The organism is Neobacillus oceani, from assembly GCF_046237595.1.
In the GTDB taxonomy this organism is placed as follows: Bacteria; Bacillota; Bacilli; order Bacillales; family Cytobacillaceae; genus Bacillus_D; species Bacillus_D oceani.
In genome coordinates this window covers 1,157,953-1,176,913 of the sequence record NZ_CP143543.1, presented here as the reverse complement: position 1 = coordinate 1,176,913, position 18,961 = coordinate 1,157,953, and the positions used below count along the sequence as shown (strand labels likewise).

At 44.2% G+C, this 18,961-nt stretch carries 21 protein-coding genes; 13 read left to right on the top strand and 8 right to left on the bottom strand.

The window, feature by feature from the left end:
• Positions 1 to 65: 65 nt before the first annotated feature.
• On the bottom strand, positions 66 to 1,217 hold the full coding sequence (locus V1499_RS05910; RefSeq protein WP_409274569.1) for a DUF4317 domain-containing protein: 1,152 nt from the start codon (positions 1,215 to 1,217) through the stop codon (positions 66 to 68).
• Positions 1,218 to 1,449: 232 nt separating this feature from the next.
• Here V1499_RS05910 and V1499_RS05905 point away from each other — a divergent pair, with 232 nt between their 5' ends.
• From V1499_RS05905 to V1499_RS05880, 6 genes are all read left to right on the top strand, one after another.
• Positions 1,450 to 3,267: a S41 family peptidase gene (locus V1499_RS05905; protein WP_409274567.1), complete on the top strand. Its 1,818-nt coding sequence runs from the start codon at positions 1,450 to 1,452 to the stop codon at positions 3,265 to 3,267.
• Positions 3,268 to 3,289: 22 nt separating this feature from the next.
• Positions 3,290 to 5,113, top strand: a complete 1,824-nt coding sequence (locus tag V1499_RS05900; RefSeq protein WP_409274565.1) for a hypothetical protein — start codon at positions 3,290 to 3,292, stop codon at positions 5,111 to 5,113.
• 24 nt (positions 5,114 to 5,137) lie between these two features.
• On the top strand, positions 5,138 to 6,946 hold the full coding sequence (locus tag V1499_RS05895; RefSeq protein WP_409274564.1) for a S41 family peptidase: 1,809 nt from the start codon (positions 5,138 to 5,140) through the stop codon (positions 6,944 to 6,946).
• A gap of 45 nt (positions 6,947 to 6,991) precedes the next feature.
• Positions 6,992 to 7,441, top strand: a complete 450-nt coding sequence (locus V1499_RS05890) for an NUDIX hydrolase (RefSeq protein WP_409274562.1) — start codon at positions 6,992 to 6,994, stop codon at positions 7,439 to 7,441.
• Between the two features lie 11 nt (positions 7,442 to 7,452).
• Positions 7,453 to 7,824 carry a hypothetical protein gene (locus V1499_RS05885; RefSeq protein WP_409274561.1) on the top strand — a complete coding sequence of 124 codons (372 nt, stop codon included), beginning with the start codon at positions 7,453 to 7,455 and terminating at the stop codon, positions 7,822 to 7,824.
• A 147-nt stretch (positions 7,825 to 7,971) separates the two neighbouring features.
• Positions 7,972 to 8,532, top strand: coding sequence for an AAA family ATPase (locus V1499_RS05880; protein ID WP_409274560.1), 561 nt, complete (start codon positions 7,972 to 7,974; stop codon positions 8,530 to 8,532).
• Between the two features lie 23 nt (positions 8,533 to 8,555).
• Here the strand turns inward: V1499_RS05880 and V1499_RS05875 are convergent, their stop codons facing one another.
• Both V1499_RS05875 and V1499_RS05870 read right to left on the bottom strand, forming a co-directional pair.
• Positions 8,556 to 9,149, bottom strand: coding sequence for an NUDIX hydrolase (locus V1499_RS05875; protein WP_409274558.1), 594 nt, complete (start codon positions 9,147 to 9,149; stop codon positions 8,556 to 8,558).
• A 140-nt stretch (positions 9,150 to 9,289) separates the two neighbouring features.
• Complete coding sequence (locus V1499_RS05870; RefSeq protein ID WP_409274557.1) at positions 9,290 to 9,445, bottom strand: hypothetical protein; 156 nt, start codon at positions 9,443 to 9,445, stop codon at positions 9,290 to 9,292.
• Between the two features lie 141 nt (positions 9,446 to 9,586).
• Here V1499_RS05870 and V1499_RS05865 point away from each other — a divergent pair, with 141 nt between their 5' ends.
• Positions 9,587 to 10,060, top strand: a complete 474-nt coding sequence (locus V1499_RS05865) for an 8-oxo-dGTP diphosphatase (RefSeq protein ID WP_409274555.1) — start codon at positions 9,587 to 9,589, stop codon at positions 10,058 to 10,060.
• Positions 10,061 to 10,265: 205 nt separating this feature from the next.
• Entirely contained in the window at positions 10,266 to 10,772 is a 507-nt protein-coding gene (locus V1499_RS05860; RefSeq protein WP_409274553.1) for an acyl-CoA thioesterase, read from the top strand.
• Positions 10,773 to 10,828: 56 nt separating this feature from the next.
• On the opposite strand, the gene V1499_RS05855 is transcribed toward V1499_RS05860, so the two are convergent.
• Together V1499_RS05855 and V1499_RS05850 are read right to left on the bottom strand one after the other, a co-directional pair.
• A complete protein-coding gene (locus tag V1499_RS05855) occupies positions 10,829 to 11,533 on the bottom strand; it encodes a class I SAM-dependent methyltransferase (protein ID WP_409274552.1) in 705 nt (234 codons plus the stop codon).
• A gap of 18 nt (positions 11,534 to 11,551) precedes the next feature.
• On the bottom strand, positions 11,552 to 12,271 hold the full coding sequence (locus tag V1499_RS05850) for a nucleotidyltransferase domain-containing protein (protein ID WP_409274550.1): 720 nt from the start codon (positions 12,269 to 12,271) through the stop codon (positions 11,552 to 11,554).
• Between the two features lie 153 nt (positions 12,272 to 12,424).
• On the opposite strand from V1499_RS05850, the gene yfkAB reads away from it, so the two are divergent.
• On the top strand, positions 12,425 to 13,543 hold the full coding sequence (yfkAB, locus tag V1499_RS05845; protein ID WP_409274549.1) for a radical SAM/CxCxxxxC motif protein YfkAB: 1,119 nt from the start codon (positions 12,425 to 12,427) through the stop codon (positions 13,541 to 13,543).
• On the opposite strand, the gene V1499_RS05840 is transcribed toward yfkAB, so the two are convergent.
• Positions 13,533 to 14,537 carry a hypothetical protein gene (locus V1499_RS05840; protein WP_409274547.1) on the bottom strand — a complete coding sequence of 335 codons (1,005 nt, stop codon included), beginning with the start codon at positions 14,535 to 14,537 and terminating at the stop codon, positions 13,533 to 13,535. The genes yfkAB and V1499_RS05840 overlap by 11 nt on opposite strands.
• 12 nt (positions 14,538 to 14,549) lie before the next feature.
• Positions 14,550 to 15,014, bottom strand: a complete 465-nt coding sequence (locus tag V1499_RS05835) for a GNAT family N-acetyltransferase (RefSeq protein WP_409276235.1) — start codon at positions 15,012 to 15,014, stop codon at positions 14,550 to 14,552.
• 119 nt (positions 15,015 to 15,133) lie between these two features.
• On the opposite strand from V1499_RS05835, the gene V1499_RS05830 reads away from it, so the two are divergent.
• Positions 15,134 to 15,676, top strand: coding sequence for a DUF402 domain-containing protein (locus tag V1499_RS05830; protein ID WP_409274545.1), 543 nt, complete (start codon positions 15,134 to 15,136; stop codon positions 15,674 to 15,676).
• A gap of 258 nt (positions 15,677 to 15,934) precedes the next feature.
• Here V1499_RS05830 and V1499_RS05825 read toward each other — a convergent pair whose 3' ends face one another.
• Positions 15,935 to 16,453, bottom strand: coding sequence for an AAA family ATPase (locus tag V1499_RS05825; protein ID WP_409274544.1), 519 nt, complete (start codon positions 16,451 to 16,453; stop codon positions 15,935 to 15,937).
• Positions 16,454 to 16,631: 178 nt separating this feature from the next.
• On the opposite strand from V1499_RS05825, the gene V1499_RS05820 reads away from it, so the two are divergent.
• The 3 genes from V1499_RS05820 (at position 16,632) to V1499_RS05810 (ending at position 18,786) form a co-directional block, all read left to right on the top strand.
• Positions 16,632 to 17,123: an SRPBCC family protein gene (locus tag V1499_RS05820; protein WP_409274543.1), complete on the top strand. Its 492-nt coding sequence runs from the start codon at positions 16,632 to 16,634 to the stop codon at positions 17,121 to 17,123.
• 63 nt (positions 17,124 to 17,186) lie between these two features.
• Positions 17,187 to 17,693: a GNAT family N-acetyltransferase gene (locus tag V1499_RS05815; protein ID WP_409274541.1), complete on the top strand. Its 507-nt coding sequence runs from the start codon at positions 17,187 to 17,189 to the stop codon at positions 17,691 to 17,693.
• Between the two features lie 592 nt (positions 17,694 to 18,285).
• The gene (locus V1499_RS05810; RefSeq protein ID WP_409274539.1) at positions 18,286 to 18,786 is read left to right on the top strand and encodes a DoxX family membrane protein; all 501 of its coding nucleotides are present in this window, start codon (positions 18,286 to 18,288) and stop codon (positions 18,784 to 18,786) included.
• Positions 18,787 to 18,961: the final 175 nt, after the last annotated feature.

Here is an 18,961-nt window from a genome sequence, read left to right as displayed (position 1 = left end):
TCAATCGGGTCCTTATTTTATGGTCATTTATTAACAATATCATTTAACATAGCTTATTTTTTAAACTACAGGGATACATTCTCCAACTGAAACCCTTCCACTACCGCATCTTCTTCTACCTCAAGTAGCAGGCAGCGTTTTCCGTTGATGGTCACGTAGCGGACATTGCTTAAGTCTTCGGGGCTGATGGTAACCGTTGCAACCTTTGTGTTGATTTTTATCGTTTTCGGAACAAGGCTGGTTGCTTTGATTTCCTTTTTCTCATTGTCGAGGACGTTTTTAAAGGCGAACTCGACTTTTTCGGATGTGACGTCCTTTACGCCGCTATCGGCAAGGATACGTTCGACATCGTGGTAGTCCAGCAGCGGCGCTTCCGTCTCCTCGGATTCCTCAAGTACCTTATTGATTTCGCTGTAGATGTTTGCGAGTACATCCGTTTCAACCTTCTCACCAATAATCGTCTGCAGGACCTGTTCAAAGTTGTCCTTCTCTTCCTTTGCGGTATTGATTGGCTCACATGACAGGACATGTTCAACGAAATGCGGTGAAGGCTGATTCGGCTTTCCAGCGGAATAAAGGATATGGTTCACATCGGCCACTCCCTGGTTGAATGTCGGAAAAAGGAAGCCGAACATCGGCGCCGACAGGTTGATAATCGGGTCAACCGCGCTGCTTGCCTTGAACGCCTTCTCGATGTAATCGAAGATGAGCGCTGATTTTGGCTGGTCGGTCCGGTTCAGGCTGCAAAGGATGAATTTATGGGAATACACTTCATCGTCCCCGCCCTCTTCGGAATCCGCACTCCTCATTCTCGTTGCAACCCTGAATTCGCCGCGGATGAATGTGACAACTGTATCCATTTCATAAACCAACCCGTCGAACAATTTGGCGACAATCGCGAGCATCGCTTCTTGCCAGGCCTCGTTGTCAGCATAATGCAGGCTATCGAACAGTATGGTCTGGGTGCTGCCTTCCTCACCGCGCCTAAATTTTAAATCAAACAGCTTGGAATCCAGCTGCCCCGCCACAACCTTCTTAAAGTTATCCATAAAAAGCTCTTGCTGGAACTGTTCAAGCATCCCGAATGGGTGGCTTTCCGTATGATAGATTTCCGACGTTTCTTTTTTTACATAAACATTGAAAATTTCCGTGATATTCAATCGATCATTGTCTATTTTGAATTGCTTGCGTACAGTACTGACATCTTTGTTGTTCAAATGAATTCTCCTCTCTCAGAATGTTGATTTTACCACTCGTATTCTACCGATTCAAGGTCATAGTCCTTTTTTTAAAAAAAGAAAAACAGAAAAAAGTTTAAGAGTTTCGCCTGCTCATTATATGCTCGTCCAATTAGTTTTTTCCTGGCAAATTCTATAAAAAATTTATCTCTGCATTCCCAACTGGGCTATAATGGAAGTTAAGGAAAGGGAAAAACAGGGGGATTACAAAATGAGCAAAAAGAATTTGCGCATTATTGGATTCATCTTGATTGTTTGTTTGGCTATCGTTGGCTTAACTTTCGCGCCAGATGACGAAGCTGGCACAACGATAAAAAAGCAAAGTATAGAGCGCCGGGTTACAAACCTAGAGGCATTTGGGCGGCTGTATGGATATGTCCATTATTTCCACCCTAGTGATGAATCGGCCGGGCTCAACTGGGACCGGTTTGCGGTGTACGGAGCAGGCCGTGTCAAGGATGCGGCAGATGACGAAGAATTAAAGAAGGCGCTCGAGGAATTATTTTTGCCAATCGCGCCTTCATTGGTGATTACGGAAAAAGGAAAAAAGGCTCCTAAACCGCCGGCACCGCAAAAGACCGCGGAAGTAGTTGCTTGGCAGCACTATGGGCCGCCCGGGACTGACACTCAGTTTTTCAAAAGCAACCGGGTACACGCCTACCTGGTTGATGGCGCGTATGCATTCGATGAGAGAATGTTATTTTCACATTATCCGGAACTTGACCAAAAACACACTGGGACGTTAAGTGAGAGCCTCCGTTTTTCCATGCCGCTCATCCTGTATGTTGAGAACGGCAAAACACTCGGTACGACAGAAAAAAGTTGGAACAGGTTTGAAAATCTGAAAGAAGAACTAGCGGGCATGGATCCGAACTTGACGAGCGAGGATGAAGATGTCCGGTTTGCCGGGGTGATTACCACCTGGAACATTCTTGCCCACTTCCATCCTTCCGTTCCAAATCGTCGTGAATTAACGGGAAGCCTCGGGGCCGCCCTAAAGAATGCAGCCGATGATCGGACACGGGAAGACTATACTGAAACGATAGCGTTTCTTTTTGAAAAAACAGGCGATGGCATGGCGGAACATACATTCATCCAGGATTTCACACGATGGGACCGCCTCCCGATTGCGCTCGATATTGTTGAAGGAAAGATGGTCGTCACAGCCGCAAACGAATTCACAAATGTGCAGGTTGGCGACATCGTCGAGTCATTAAATGGTGTCGGCTGGTTTGAATACTTTGCACAGAAAGCTAATCAGATACCCGGTTCCTCCCAGTTCAAGTTATGGCGTGCAATTGATACGATCACCGGACTTGATAAAGTAAAACTGGGGATTATGCGGGACGGCCTTTTGCGGGACATCACGGTCGATAAAAGCCGATATATGCCTATCGACGAATTCAACCGAATCGAAGGGTTTAAAGAGTTGGGGGAAGGAATCTATTATTTCAATATTACGGATGATGTACAGGGAGTGTTTGAAGCGAACAAGGAAGCCCTCTCCAATGCCAAAGGAATTGTTTTTGACCTGCGAAATTCCACCTATAATGCACAGTTCGCCACAAAACTTATTGGGCAACTGACGGATAAGCCGGTAAAGGGACCAAAATTAAGGATTATGCAAACGGTTTACCCGTACCAGTGGAAAGCAACATACACCGAAATCCAGGAGGAACTCAGACCAGAAGAGCCTGTTTTCAAAGGGAAAGCTGTATTCCTTGCGTATGGCGGTACAAGGGCACAAGCGGAAACCCTTCTTGGCTATGTAAAAGATAATAGCCTGGCAACGATTGTTGGCCAAAATACCGCGGGAGCGCATGGATATTTGCAAATGTACCCGATTAACGGAAGCTTGCGAGGCGTCATGACAGGCACTGAGACTATTAATGCCGCTGGTAAATCCACCTTTCAATTCGGTATAGAGCCTGATGTGTATGTTTCCCGGACGATGGAAGGCGTCCTAAACGGAATTGACGAATATGTGGAAAAAGCGATTGAAGTGATTGAAGGAAAGAAACCGCAATAAATTAGTCATCATGGGGGATATGATGAATAAAAAGAAGATACAAATTATTGGCGTCATTTTGGTTGTTTGCCTTGCGATTGCCGGTCTTAACTTTATTCCTGACAACGAAAAAGCCGTAAAGGCAAAAAAGCAACCCATTGACCGAAGAGTTTCAAACATTGAGATATTTGGAAAGCTTTATGGATATGTCCGCTACTTTCACCCGAGTGATGAAGCGGCAGAACTTGATTGGAACCGGTTTGGGACGTATGGAGTTGAAAAAGTAAAAGATGCAGCGAACGAAAAGGAACTGAAGGCTGTATTGGACGAGCTTTTTTTCCCTATCGCCCCTACCCTGTCACTGTATACAAAAGATGAGAAGCCACCAAAAAAGCCGAAAATCAAGAAAACTGATAAAGTAATTGCCTGGCAGCATTACGGTCCGCCGGGCCATGATACTTCCTTATTCCAAAGCAAGCGCATCCAGGCTATCCGTACGGGCGGCTCCCTTTCACTAAATGACGGCATGTTATTTGCCAATTTTCCAAAGGAAAACGAACGGTACAAGGGGCTGCTAGGAAAATCAATCCGCTTTGACCTCCCGCTTACTTTGTACGTTGAAAATAACAAAACGATTGGCAGCACCCAAAAGAGCAGGGACAGGTTCGAGGGTTTGAAAAAGAATCTCCAGGAAATGGATCCAAGTCTATCGACCGATAATGAAAATGTCCGATTTGCAGGGGTCCTGTCAGCTTGGAACATGCTCGCCCATTTTCATCCTTCTTCCCAGTTTTCAAAGTCAAAACTGAACGGGCAGCTCGCCGCTTCCCTGAAGGATGCGGCGGACGATAAAAATCGCGATAACTACTTAAAAACGCTCTATTCTTTGATGGAAGTGACAAACGACGGAATAGCAGCCTTTTCGTTTCTTGAGTTTTCAAAAACATACAAGCGCCAGCCGTTCGCTTTTGACTTTGTGGAGAATAAGTTTGTTGTAACGGCCGTGCCATCCTCTACAAAACTTAGGCCAGGGGATGAGATTGTCACAATCAATGGAGTCGATGCAAAGACGTATATCGATTCCATTGCCGAAAACATCCCCGGATCCCCGCAGTTTAAATTATGGATGGCGATCGATTCGGTCCTGGATGATGAAAATGCCAAAATCGTTTTTTCACAGGGAGGACATCAGGAAGAGGGACGTTTTTCCGAAAACGACTTTCGTTATGTAGATGAATTCAACCGTACCGATTTTTTTAAATTACTTGAAGATGGGGTTTATTACATTAATCCTTCTTTAAATATACAGGGATTGAATGAAATCCTCTTCGTGAAAAAAGAAGAGCTGCGACAAGCAAAGGCAATCATTTTCGATATGCGGGGTAATAATCTTGATTACGGGATATTTTCGTCCATCATTGAGCTTCAGGGTGATAAGTCTGGAAAATGGCCGATTGAAAAGGTCATGCAGGTTGTCCATCCTTATCATAAAAACGCTACTTTCGAGGATTTGTTTCAGCCGGAACGGGTAATTGAAGAATCCGTGTTTAAAGGAAAAGCAGTGTTTTTATCCTATGGTGGAACCGTTGGCAGGCCAGAGTACTTTCTGAACTATGTAAAAGATAGAGGGCTTGGCACGATTGTAGGCCAGGTGTCCGCGGGCGCGTTCGGGTATTACCAAGACTACCGAATTACAATGAACCTTCGGGGACTCATGGCGGGGACTGATACGTTCAGCGGAGACGGAATGCCGAACTTTTCCGTCGGCGTACAGCCTGATATACCAGTAACTAGAACTCTGGAAGGCGTCCGAAACGGTGTTGATGAGTATGTGGAAAAGGCAATTGAAGTCATTAATAATCCCTAATATGTTTTCCAAAAGGAGGCTGCGATGGAGAGGCCGAAGCTACGGATCATTGGGTTGGTTATTATTGTCTGTGCTGCGATTATCGGGTTGAATTTTTTCCCCGAGGAACAGGCTTCAGTCAAGGTGAAAAAGAAAACTCCCGATCGCCTTTATACCAATTTGGAGGCGTTCGGAAGGCTTTATGGGTATATTCGCTATTTTCACCCGAGCGATGAAGCCGCCGACCTCGATTGGAACCGGTTTGGGATTTACGGCGCCGGCAAAGTTAAGGAAGCAAAGAATGATAAGGAATTGAAGGCGGTCCTTGAAGAACTGTTTTTGCCGGTTGCCCCTACCCTTTCATTATTTTTAAAAGAAGAAAAGCCACCTGTGGTGAAAAAGGTTGCGCCTACTGGAAAGGTTGTTGCCTGGCAGCACTATGGTCCTCCCGGTCTTCAGAGTTCTTCTTATAAAAGCAAGCGGGTCGAGGCCACTATTGCTGACGGTTCCTTGGCCTTTCATGACGGGCAACTATTTCCCAGCTATCCAAAAGTTGTGGAATCATACGAAGGAGAGCTTGGTGATTCAATTCACTTTAAATTTCCTTTAATCCTCTTTGTGGATAACGGCAAAACGCTCGGAACCACGAAAAAAAGCTGGGAAAACTATGAGAAACTAAAATCCAATCTTCAGCATTTGAAAGAAGAATTGAATGCCGAGAATGACAATTATCGTTATGCTGGCATCATTTCGGCCTGGAATGTCCTTGCCCACTTTCATCCTTCGGCCATTAGCTTCTCCATCAATCCGAATCAGGAGCTGCGGGCCGCACTTGAGGATACGGCGGATGATAAAAACCCTGATGATTATTTCAGGACATTAACCTCTTTAATGAGGAAAACGGACGACGGACAAACAATTTTACAATTATGGGAACTGATAAAAAACAACAAGCGGCTTCCAATCATGATGGATGTCGTGGAGGGCAAGGTTGTTGTGACCGGTTCAAAAGATTCTTTGAATTTCAAGGCTGGCGATATTATTACATCGATTAATGGCGTTGAAGCCCGCGGATATGTGGAACGCCTGTCCCAAAGCCTGCCTGGATCCACGCAATTCAGAACATGGATGGCAATTGATTCAATCCTTGATTCGGGACAGGCTGAAATCGTCTATACCCGTGATGGACAGGAGAAAAATATAACACTTTCAAGCTGGGAACATGCCTTTGTCGATGAGTTCAACCGCATGGACCATGTCTGGGAAATAGAAGACGGCATCTATTATTTCAACCTGTCCATGGACATAAAAGAAACATGGGCTACGTATCTTCATGTTCTGGATAAGGCAAAAGGCATTATCTTTGATATGCGCACAATGAAATCCGACGATTTATTGTATAGGGAAATTATCGGCCATTTAAGCGATCAGACACTGTTAGGACCGGTCGAAAAGGTGATGCAGGTTATTTACCCCCACAAGAAAATGGCCACGTTTTCCGAAAAGCGGGATTCAATTGACCCAATCCAGCCTAAATTCAGAGGAAAAATCATGTTTTTGGCTAACGCGGGAACGGTGGGACCGCCGGAATATTTCCTTCGATATGTAAAAGATCATGGCTTGGGGACGATTGTCGGCCGACTTACCGGAGGAAGCTACGGAAAAACGCAGACTTATCAGGTTGCCCCTTATATCCGGGGTACACTGACGGGAACCGAAACAATCGGATTGGATGGAAATCCGACTTACCATACTGGCATCGTTCCGGACGTTCCCGTAACAAGGACGTTTGAGGGTGTCGGGAATCAAATCGATGAGGATTTATTAAAAGCTCTTAGAATGATTAAGGAATAGGTTTTAGGAAACATTAGCCATGTTTTCAAGAAAGGTGTTTTCATCATGGAAAATAATATAGTTGTAGCGGTAAAAGGTATTGTCGCTAACAAGGGCAAAGTATTGATTGTGAAACGCTCTGCGAATGACGAGGCAGGCGGCGGTACATGGGAGTGTCCTGGAGGGAAGCTGGATTTTGGGGAGACACTTGAAATTGCCTTGGCACGGGAAATTGCAGAGGAAACCGGACTTGAAGTAGCGGTCGGGAAACTGCTTTTCGCCACAACCATTCTCACGAGTCCGGTCAGGCAGGTCGCCATCCTTTCGTATCTATGCCGTACTGAATCGGATGCAGTCATGCTATCCGCTGAACATGACGATTTCTGCTGGGCGGATAAGGATGAAGTGAAAGGATTCCTTGCCCCGGGCATTGTCAGCGATTTTGAAAAACACGGGGTTTTTGAGTGTGTTGAAGTTTGGGCTAGCGCGGATTATGAAGCTACTTCCGCAAAATAGGGAGGTTTTTTATGATTGAAGATATAGTTAAGAAACCTTGGTTAGATGTTGTCGTTGAATTTTTATCTTCAGAAGAAGGCGGTAACAATCTAATTTCTCTTGGTAATTATCTATATGGGGACAGGTTTGTGAATGGATATAGACCTCATTTTCGCATCAAAGGAGAAACGGAATATCTGGGGATTATGTTTAAAAGTGGGCCAGAAGGACTTGTTAAACCAAATGAAAAGATAAATGCACAAGTATGGTTGAATTATTATCCTGGGATTTCATACGAAAAGTTAATGAATGGCGCGGAATTTGAAATTATGGAAGGTGCACGGATTGTGGGGACAGGAAATGTTATCGGTTCTATGTCATTTGATAAAAGCTTATACGAATGACCCGATGAAATGAGTTCACCTACATATTCTCGCTCCATAAAGGCCCCTTTTAAAACTGAAGCTATTGTTTAAATTATCGACTAATTATATGAAAAAGAAACTATTTCACGAGAGTCATTCCGATCTTTTTCGTGATAAGGAGGATTTATGAAATTTGTCTTAATCACCGGGCCTCAGGCTGTCGGGAAAATGTCAGTCGGCATCGAACTTGCTAAATTAACTGGGCTGAAGCTTTTCCATAATCACATGACGATTGACCTTGTCTCTCATTTTTTCGATTACAGCACCCCTGAAGGGAAAAGACTGGTCGGCCTATTCCGACAGGAAATCTTTGAAGAAGTGTCAAAGAGTAATTTGGACGGGCTGATTTTCACATACGTGTGGGCATTTAACCTTAAGGCGGACTGGGATTATGTCGACCGGGTCTGTTCCCTTTTTGAATCGAGGGGCGCAACCGTTTATATCGTCGAATTAGAGGCCGATCTCGAGGAAAGGCTCCATCGAAATAAAACGCCGCTCCGGCTGGAACAAAAACCGAGCAAAAGGAACGTGGACTGGTCCGAAGCGAATTTGCTGGAATCGCTGGAAAAATACCGCTTGAATTCGAAAGATGGGGAAATTACTAAAGAGAATTATTTACGATTGAATAACACGAATATGAGCGCACTGGAAGCTGCCTCGTTAATTAAAAAGAGGTTTAACTTATAAGGACCGGAAATCTCCGGTCCTTTTCACATGCGCTCGGCCTTCAATTCTTTTATCCTTTTAAAAACCTCTATGTAGTAGGCATCGTGGCCGACAAAGCTGTCTTTTGACACGATTTGGCTTGACCCGCCGTCAATAGCGGCCACTTCAATCGTTTGCGCAACGCCTCCGAAAAAATTCATCGCATCTTCAAGCCTAATTCTATGGATGCTTTCCACTTCTTCCTCTTGAAGAGCGAACTTCGGCATTTCGCTGCACTCATATAGGAAGACATGGCAAAATTCACGGTCAAATATTGTCTCGAGCTTAATTTCTTCTTTAATAATGCCAAGCGAAATCAGGTCATTGAAATGGAGATTGACCCCAAGTTCTTCCTCAATCTCCCGAATTCCGTCCTCAATCGTTTCATTCACCATGAGATGGCCTGCGGAAGTGATATCGAAGAGGCCGGGGTAATCCTTTTTCGTCCTGGATCGTTTCTGGACAAGGACTTCCTCCCCAAGCGTAAACCAGCAATGGAAGGTCTCATGCCAGTCCCCTGTCCTATGCACTTCTTCCCTCGCCTTTTCGCCAATGCAATTCATATCCGCATCAAAAATTCGTATGATTTCTGTCGTCATGTATAGTACCTTTTACCCTTCAATTAAAGTTACAGTCCAAATGATTTTTTCAAAACCTTTTTTGTTAAAATCACTCCTTAATATGGTTATGAAGTAACTCATCAAGACTGTTTCAACCTAATGAATTTGCCAGCCATTCTTTAAAACACCACGTTTTTTAGATAGAAAAATCCATACAGCAAGGCACCGCCCAGCAAAATTAATACGGCAAACAATAGGATGCCATAAAGGAATCCCTTTATCATTGCCCAAATATCCAAAAAGAGATTTTTAATAAAGTCAACAATCACATACATAGGATATCCCATCCCCGGCCCAATATTTTCCTCAATTATACCATAATCCCCAAATCAATTTACCGTTACTTCTCCCCTGTCCAAAAAGAATGTCTTCATCTAAAATGTCTTTAAGATATATTTTCCAAGGGGGCATCTTCGGTGAGTGAAGGAGTTAATTATAAGGTTTGGACAATGTGCATGATCCAGGATGGGGATTCCATTCTGCTGCTTGACCGGCAGCACGATTCTTTCAAGGGGTTCATACCTCCTGGAGGAAAAGTTGAGTTTCCCGAAAGTTTTGTGGAGGCGGCAATTAGGGAGGTCAAACAAGAAACGGGGCTTACAGTGAGCAATCTTATCTACAAAGGCCTCTACGAATATGTGAATCCCGCTAAAAATGACCGATATATGATTTTTAACTATTTGACGAGAGACTTTACAGGAACTCTTTTGGATGATTCACCTGAAGGTAAACCTCTCTGGGTACCCATTGCGGAAGCACACAACCTTCCAATGCAGACCTCTATTAAAAGAAGATTTCCTTATTTTTTTGAAGAAGGGACATTCGAGATCCATGTCGAGTGGGACGATGAGTTTAATAAAGAAGGCAAGGTTACAATAAGGAAAACATGACCATGTAGCTTCCAACATTATGAGTAGACAAGCCCATTTGTGGTAAAAAAAGCATAAGATTGGCATACTTGAAATTGTAAACTACATTAAATATATACTCTGGTCATGGGTTATTACTGTTCTAAAACTAGATAGAGGGATTACCCGGTCCATCATAGCAACGTGATGGCTTTTTACATTTTTAAAAAGAAAGAGGGACCATGCAATGGAACAACGCCTTTCCACCAATGTTTCCAGGACAATTCAAACGAAGCTTGTCCTTCCGCCTGATACGAACCATATGGGAACGATTTTTGGAGGGAAAATCCTTGCCATGATCGATGAAATCGCCGGGATTGCAGCCATGAGGCACAGCAAATCAGAAGTGGTGACTGCCTCGATCGACAAAGTCAATTTCCTGTCTACGGTAAAAGTAGGCGACATCCTCACATTTGAAGGATTCGTAATTTCAACGGGAAGGACTTCCATGGAAGTGTACGTGAAAGTGGTGTGCGAACATCCCGATACCGGACAGCGCAGGCTGACCACAGATTCATTCCTGACAATGGTCGCCGTTGACAGCTCCGGCAAGCCAACGCCGGTTCCCGGTGTCATTCCTGAAACGGATGAGGAAAAGGAATTATACAAACAGGCCCTTGAACGCCGGCAGCACAGGCTATCGGCAAAGCAGGCCAGGAAAACCGAAAAGCAGATTTGTAAAGATAATGAGTAAAGGGGCATCCGGTTGGGTGCCCCTTTTTCATTAAAAAAACCTATAACAACATTCTGCTACCGTTTCCTCACAACAAACGTCACCGCATTCGTGGTTAATAGCACTTCCCTATCGCCGCGTACGATGGTGTACTCGAGCGGTTTTACAAGATGCTTTAAAACATCCCAGCCCTCATAGTTCAATTCCAGTTTTCTCTCCATTTCCTCGGTGCTGAGGTTGACTTCCATCATGGCATCCAGTTCCTTACCGGTGTTCAAATCTCGTTCTCTCACCTGGGAGTTTATGATAATACAGTTGATGCCGCCGCTTTTCGTTCCATCAGCCATGTTTTTTAATACTTGATCTAGCTTCCCCTCGGATGAAACATGCTCTAGGCTTGAGACAGCTACGACCAGGTCAAAGCCGCCCGTTTTTATTTGGTAATCGGCAATATCCGCCTGTTCCAGCTCGATTACAGCCTCGACATTGAACTCTTTTCGATACTCATCTAATTTCTCTATTGCGGATGGCAAGAGGTCAACACAGATGACCTTGCCATTTGTTTCTTTTATTTCCTCTGCTAGCGGGATACTATTCCTTCCCACTCCGCACCCCAAATCAAGGACTCGACTATTTTGTTTTTCTTTTAAAAAAGGAATTAATTCCATTACGGTTTGAACCGGCTTATGCAGCCAGGAACCCTGTTCGAATAGTTTATAGTTTTCATAGCAAAAGTCGTGATACATCTTCTCTGCCTCTCGAATCAACCCAATCTTGCCCAAACCGCCACTCTCCTTCTATTAAAGGCCTGGAATTTTCCCCAGGCTGAACCCTTCAAATAACCTCCCGCCATACGGTTCCATAATCCCGTCAACGAGTTCGATGATCTTATCTTTCCGATCGGTTTTGTAAAAACAGTCAAAGGCCTCGGTGAAACGCTCCGCGAATTTTTCATCGTATTCCCTATGGGAACGGACAATCCATTTTGATTTGCCTATCCATTTCCGGTTTACCCTCAAAACAAATTCACTAGACAAATTTGCCAAAGTCAATGCGATGAAAATGGATTCCGCCCTGTTTGTGCTGCCAATAAAATCCTCCAATACATCGGTTAGAAAGTAACGTTTTGTTACAATCAAATCCTCTGTCCATTCTTCCGGCCCTTTTTCCATAAGTTTTTTCGCTTCTTCTTTTATAGGGGCAATTATATCCGGACCCTTTAGGATGATGCCTTCAGAAACCATTCTAACGAGCGAAGGCACTCCCCGTTCTATGTCCGACTGAAAGAAATCCCTATATGAGGTGAGGTTATGCACAAACAGTTCAATCGGCCAGCCGTTGTCTATTAAAGATTCCCTGTAGGGGGCGAAGAGATTGCCGTCAAAAATGACAATATCAAGATCCGACGTGGCGGTCGCTTCCCCGCGGACCACACTGCCGGCAAGCAATGCAGCCTGGCAATTCGGAAACTTGGCGTTTATAAACTTCCTGGCATCTTCAATAGGTATCCGATTATCCATATTATTTTCTCATCTCCAATACACCTAAAAGGAGTTGGTTTCTCCAGATATACTACGCATATAAACCTATTAAGTTAAATACAATTTTTACAATAGAACCCTCAAATGATGATATAATAAAATGGTTTTCAAAAAGCTTGTAAGGAGTTTATTATGTTAACAAAACAAAAAATGACCCCACAGTTTGACCCTTGGGAGGCTTACCTGGATATAGAACAGTATGGAAAACCCATGCTTACGAATATTGAGTTTACGACGACTACACTTTGTAATATGCGTTGCGAGCACTGTGCGGTCGGCTATATGCTTCAGCCAAAGGATCCAGATGCGCTTCCCCTTGAATTGATCCTGCAACGGCTGGATGAAATTCCAACACTGCGGTCATTAAGCATAACGGGCGGAGAACCGATGCTTTCGCTTACATCTGTGAAAAATTATGTTGTTCCGATTTTAATATATGCCCACGAACGCGGGGTCAGAACGCAAATCAATTCGAATTTGACGCTTGATTTGTCCCGCTATGAACTAATTATCCCTTACCTCGATGTTCTTCACATTTCCCACAACTGGGGAACGACCGATGATTTTGTAGAAGGCGGTTTCGCCCGTATGGAAAGAAAACCGGACTATCGGCAAAGGGAGAAATATTTTGAAAGAATGATCGAAAACAGTAGAGCGCTTGTAAAGGCCGGGGTCATGGTATCAGCTGAAACGATGCTAAACAAACGGACTCTTCCTCATCTTGAAAAAATACATAAGCAAATCGTCAATGACATGCTTTGCCAGCGCCACGAGATCCACCCTATGTACCCAAGTGACTTCGCGAGCAACCTTGAGGTGTTGACGCTTGAGGAAATTCGGCAGGCTATCCACCATTTGCTTGATGTCCGTGATGAAAATGTCTGGATGCTGTTCGGAACGCTGCCTTTCTATGCCTGCAGCCCGATTTCCGATGACCAGAAACTGTTGAAGAGACTGTATGGCAGCAGAAACGTTACTGTCCGAAATGACCCCGATGGGCGTTCCCGCCTGAATGTAAATATTTTTAATGGAGACATTATCGTTACAGATTTTGGCGATACGCCTCCACTTGGCAATATCCAGACTAACAGCCTCCCAGATGCCTATAATAAATGGCAGGAAACCGCGCTTTCAAAAGAGCTAAGCTGCCATTGCCCAGCAGTATCGTGCCTCGGACCAAATATACTTGTGAAAAACAGTTATTATCCAGATACAGATTTTACAAAGCTTCATAATTTGATTAAAAAATAGAGAGCAGGTCCGCCTGCTTTTTATTTTGTTTTAACAAGGCTTCTTGTCCGGATTTCCTGTACACTTCCATCTCTTCTCCCCACGCATCAATCAGCTTTTCCTTCGTGATGATTTGCCACGGATTCATGAACGTCTGCCCGTGTTTGTTGAAGAAAAACCCGTCCCTTAAATGGTAGGCTGCATGCTGGATGCCGTTTGAATTTTTCCAGACAAAAACATCCCCCGGCAGTAGATTTTCGCTGCAGCCCTCTTCACAATAATAATGATTCGCTTTCAGTCCATTCTCAAAAACATGCCCGCCGACCCACTTTGAAATCAGCCATTCCGTATCGGCCGAGCCGCCCGCTACCGTGGCAAGGACCGCAGCAAGGCAGTTTGCACCGTTGGCAGCCGAAAACGTATTCATGTATGGGGCGATATGCGGGAATTCAATTCGAAACTCATTTATTTGGTCTTCGCTAATGTCAACATCATCGATAAATTGGCCGGCCATCCCGACAAGAAAAGCCTGCTTAAATTCCGTGGATAACTCTGCCCATACTCCTGCCTGAAGAGCGAGGTATTGCTTGGACTCATATTCAAAAATATACGGGGCCAACATTTCAAGCAACGGTTCCATTCCATGTCCCGCCGATAATGGCTCAATCATCTCCCAATCGAATAACAGCCCCCTGTTCAGCTTTTTCTGAATCTGAAAAATTCTTTTCCGAATATCGCTGTTGACCGAGGCGATCGCTCCCGGATGCGCGACACAAGCAAATGCTGCCTCCTGCCTATCAATTTGCCACAATTGATAAATATTCAATGTATTAAAATCGTTTAAGAACGAATCCGGGAAAAATTCTTTTACAGGGATGGCCATCACATTCGGGCCTAACGCTTCGATAATTGATTCATCTTCCTTCGTGAAGAAAAACAGGTCACTTTTCGGAAAATTATTTTCCAGCCAATAGCGTAACGTTTCATTCTTAATTTCTACATTTTTTAAAAACATCGCTTCCCCCTATTAAACTTCCAGTACCATCCGAATCGTTTTCAGAATATGGCCTTCGAAATCTTCTTCCAATTCCTCTACCACCTTAAAGCCTTTCGCTTCATAAAAAGCCTTCCCGATGGCGTTGTCGCGTTCTACATTTATGTATACTTCCTTAACCCCGTCCGATTGCGCGACTCCTTCATTCAAAAGAGCGGTCCCGATTCCCTTTCCCTGAACCTCAGGCAAAAGGTAGATTGCATAAAGCTCCGCCTTTCCCCCATCCCTTACAGGCGAGAAATTCGCAAAACCCGTAACTCTGCCATCCTCATCGGCAACCAGCATTAAAGAGCGTTCCCTCCGCTGTTTCATCCTATCGTCATTGTATGCGGAATTTAAAAATCGTTCCTGCACCTCACGAGGAATAATTCCTTCATAGGTCGCATTCCAGCTCGTTTTGGCAACATACTGCACCTGCTTTGTATCTTCCGAATTCATTTTTCGGATTTTCAACAATAACTCCCCCTATTAGAACCGAAACTCTGTCGATTGGAAAATATATCTATAATAATACCATTGCAATGCTATAATTAGGTAAAACTTTTCAGGGGGATAAGATGCAAAAGCGAGTGTTCGGAAACCGGCCTGGATGGAAACGGATTATTAAAAGGAGATATGCGCAATCCTATTTGGATACTCAGGAGTTCAAAGGCTATGTCACCCTGCTTCATACTGTGGAGGTGGCCTCCCCATTGGTTGTCGATTATGAAGAAAGGCAGGTATGCATCGTGGACAGCGGTTACTTCTGGCTTCAACAGTTTCCTGAGGAAAAAAACCATGCCGTTACAACGATGTTCAATTCCTCCGGTGAAGTTGTCCAGTGGTACATTGACATCTGCCTACAAAATGCAGCCGAAAACGGAGTTCCCTTTTATGATGATCTTTATTTGGATCTCGTCGTTTTCCCATCAGGTGAAGTGATTCTGAAAGATGCCGATGAACTTGATGAAGCCCTGGCGAAAGGGTTTATTAATGGTGCTCAATACGATCTTGCCTGGAAGGAAGCGGAATATCTTAAACGGCTGCTGGCCAATAGCGACTTTCTATTGCTGAAATTGGCACACGATCATAGAGACCTCCTGCTCGAAAAGTTGGAGTAGTTTTGTAAAATGAAGACACTTTCACTTCGGTTTCTCCCTCGAAACTGTCTTCATAATCCAGATGAAGACACTTTCACTTCGGTTTCTCCCTCGAAACCGTCTTCATAATCCAGATGAAGACACTTTCACTTCAGTTTCCGGCTCGAAACTGTCTTCATAATCCAGATGAAGGCACTTTCACTTCAGTTTCCGGCTCGAAAGTGTCTTCATAATCTAGATGAAGACACTTTCACTTCGGTTTCCGGCTCGTAACTGTCTTCACTTCCCCATAAACTGTTTCAGCTGCCTTCTATTCTTCAATACTATGATTTTATCATTGTAGAACGAGTAGTTTTTAAAGAAATTCGGCTTCCCGTTCTGCTCAAAGTACCTGTTCCATTTGAACATCTTAAGGAAGATTTCGTATGTAACTTTATAATGTGCCTTTTCGCGGCCAAGTTTTTGCATTATGAATCTCTTGATAATCCTGTATGTCCTGACTGAATATGCGGGGTCGAGAAAAACAATGGCGTCCGCCTCCCGGAAGCTCCCTGCTGTCCATTCTTCATTATGTACTCCTTCTATAATCCAGGCTTCCGATTTCAAAATAGCATCCAGGTATTCCGCCCGCTCTTCCTCAGTCCTTCTCCTGTCCCCAGCCGGGTCCCTATCCCATACAACATTGTCCAGTTCATAATAAGGGATATTCCATTCCTCAGAAAGCTTGCGTGCCAATGTCGTCTTCCCACTTCCAACAGAGCCTATGATGCGAATCTTTTTCACAGCACTTTCCTGCAAAAATCTCACCACCTAAATGTTTCTTATTGAAAGGCCTGTCACCTAACAATCTTTTAATTCATGTTCACTTTGAGCCTATTATAATGCATTCCCATTCCTACTAGTCTGAATTTTCTTTAAATGTATATAACTGTCATGTTACTATTTATAAAAGGAATTTGCACTTGGAGGGATTGTCTTGAAAACTGCTTCTAACACTTTGATGGTTTCACAAGAGGTAATTGTAAATGCATCGCTTGATCTCGTATGGTACGCGTGGACACTTTCTGACAGGGTATCGGCCTGGTTTGCTCCGGAGGCGGTGATTGAACCGAGGATTGGTGGCGCGTATGAACTTTATTTTATTCCAGGCAATAAAGAAGGCATGAATACGAGAGGCTGCAAGATTACCAACCTTGTGAACAAGAAAGAACTTCATTTTACATGGAAAGGTCCCGACCAGTTCGCAGGCATTATGAACGATGGGGATAATTTAACAGTTGTGAAAGTTAGCCTGGAGGAAATCGGTCCAGAAAGAACGAAGGTGACGGTCGAACATACCGGCTTCAAGGCGCATGAACAATGGACGGAAGCACTTCAGTGGCATAAAATGGCCTGGTCTGGCGTGCTTGGCAGCCTTAAATCCGCAATCGAAACCGGTAAGGGCGATCTTTGCTGCCAGCCAGAATAATGACTTTTAAAATTTCAGCTTGGCTTTTCAAGCAAAAAGAACTAGGCATTCATGGAGGTACATATGGAAATCACAATTCGGAAAGCAACTGTCGAGGATGCCGAAGCAATTGCCAAGGTTCACGTCGCGAGCTGGCAAACAACCTATAAGGGCATTATGGACGAAGGATTTTTGCAAAGGCTGAGTGTGGAGAAGCGAAAGGAATTGTGGCTGAACAACATTCCGCGTGAAGAAAATATCGTCCTGGTCGCGGAATTGGATAGCGAAATCGTCGGCTTCGCGGATGGGTCGCCTGTAAAGGAAGGCGAATACCCCGGCTACGACGGCGATGTCACGTCGATTTACTTTTATGAAAAGCATCAGGGGAAAGGGTTTGGAAAGAAACTCCTGAACAAGCTCCTTGATGAGTTCAGGCAGCAAGGCTTCACGAGCGCTATCGTAAAAGTTCTTGAGGACAATGCGGCATGCAAGTTTTATGAAGCCCTTGGGGCAAGGCGCATTGATGAAAATATAATAGAGGTCGCAGGAGGAAAAGCGAATTTGCTTATTTATGCCTGGGACGAACTTTAAGGTTCAATCATCACCGTTTACAATATTTTTAAAAAAGTGGTTTAAAGCGGTTTCCTCCCGGGTATAGAGATAATGTAGCTTCACAGAACAGGGATAACCGGGAAGTGTGAAGGTTGATGGTAACAGTACATTGACGAATGTTAATGTGGATCGGTTATCGGACTGTTGTTGTGATTGCCTACTTTGGAGAAAGATTTGCTTTCTCGGGCGACGGCAAGTGTTCGCCAACAGTATATTTAGCAGTAGCTGCTAAATTGGGGCAGGGTTTGACTGCTGAATAGGGCAAGTCTCACTCCTCAAATTCCCCTACAGAGGGGATGGAGAAAGCCTGTACCCGAGCCGGTAGAGGCTTTTTTCATTGTAAAAATAGTGTGGCCGCAATTCAATCATGGATTGCGGCCTTTTTGTGTTCATCGCTTTGTTCTGGATTATAGACTTACCGTTTCCATTTGTGACCATTGTCACATCTTCGTCAAGAAACTTTGTCTAATTGTTGAATAAACTGGAAACCCCCTACCGATACGTTAAAAATCGGATTATGATAACAGTGTAAACAACATAATTAAATTTTTAACGAAAAGGGGAATTATCCATGTTTAACTCTTTCTTAAGAAAAAATAATATCGCCGCCGCACTTCTCGCTGTCTTACGTATCTATCTTGGCTACATGTGGCTATCTGCCGGTTGGGGCAAAATCACTGGTGGCTTTGATGCTGCAGGATTCCTGAAAGGCGCTGCCGCCAACCCGGTCAAAGGCCCGGACGGAATCGTCTACGGCTGGTATGTTGACTTCCTGAATGCCTTCGCGATTCCAAACGTCGAACTGTTCAACGTCCTGATCCCTTGGGGTGAATTCCTTGTCGGCCTTGGCTTGATTCTCGGATGCCTCACTTCTGCGGCAATGTTCTTTGGCCTTGTGATGAACTTCAGCTTCATGCTTGCAGGCACAGTAAGCCATAACCCAACTGACGTCCTGATGGGCTTCATCATCCTTGTCGCAGGCGCCAACGCAGGCAAATACGGCCTTGACCGCTATGTGCTTCCTTTCATCAACAAGACTGTTTTCAAAAAAGAAGCCCGGCTTCAAGAGTAGGTCATTAGCCTAACTACGAAATAAAAGCTACCCCAATCACAACTTGAAAATTTTATAAATAATGCCTGCTTATTGAATTTCAATAGCAGGCATTTTTTTATTTCCGGATGGTATTACTAGACTATCCAGTTGAAAACCATATCAAAAATTCCCTATAAAGTCAACCAAGTTGACA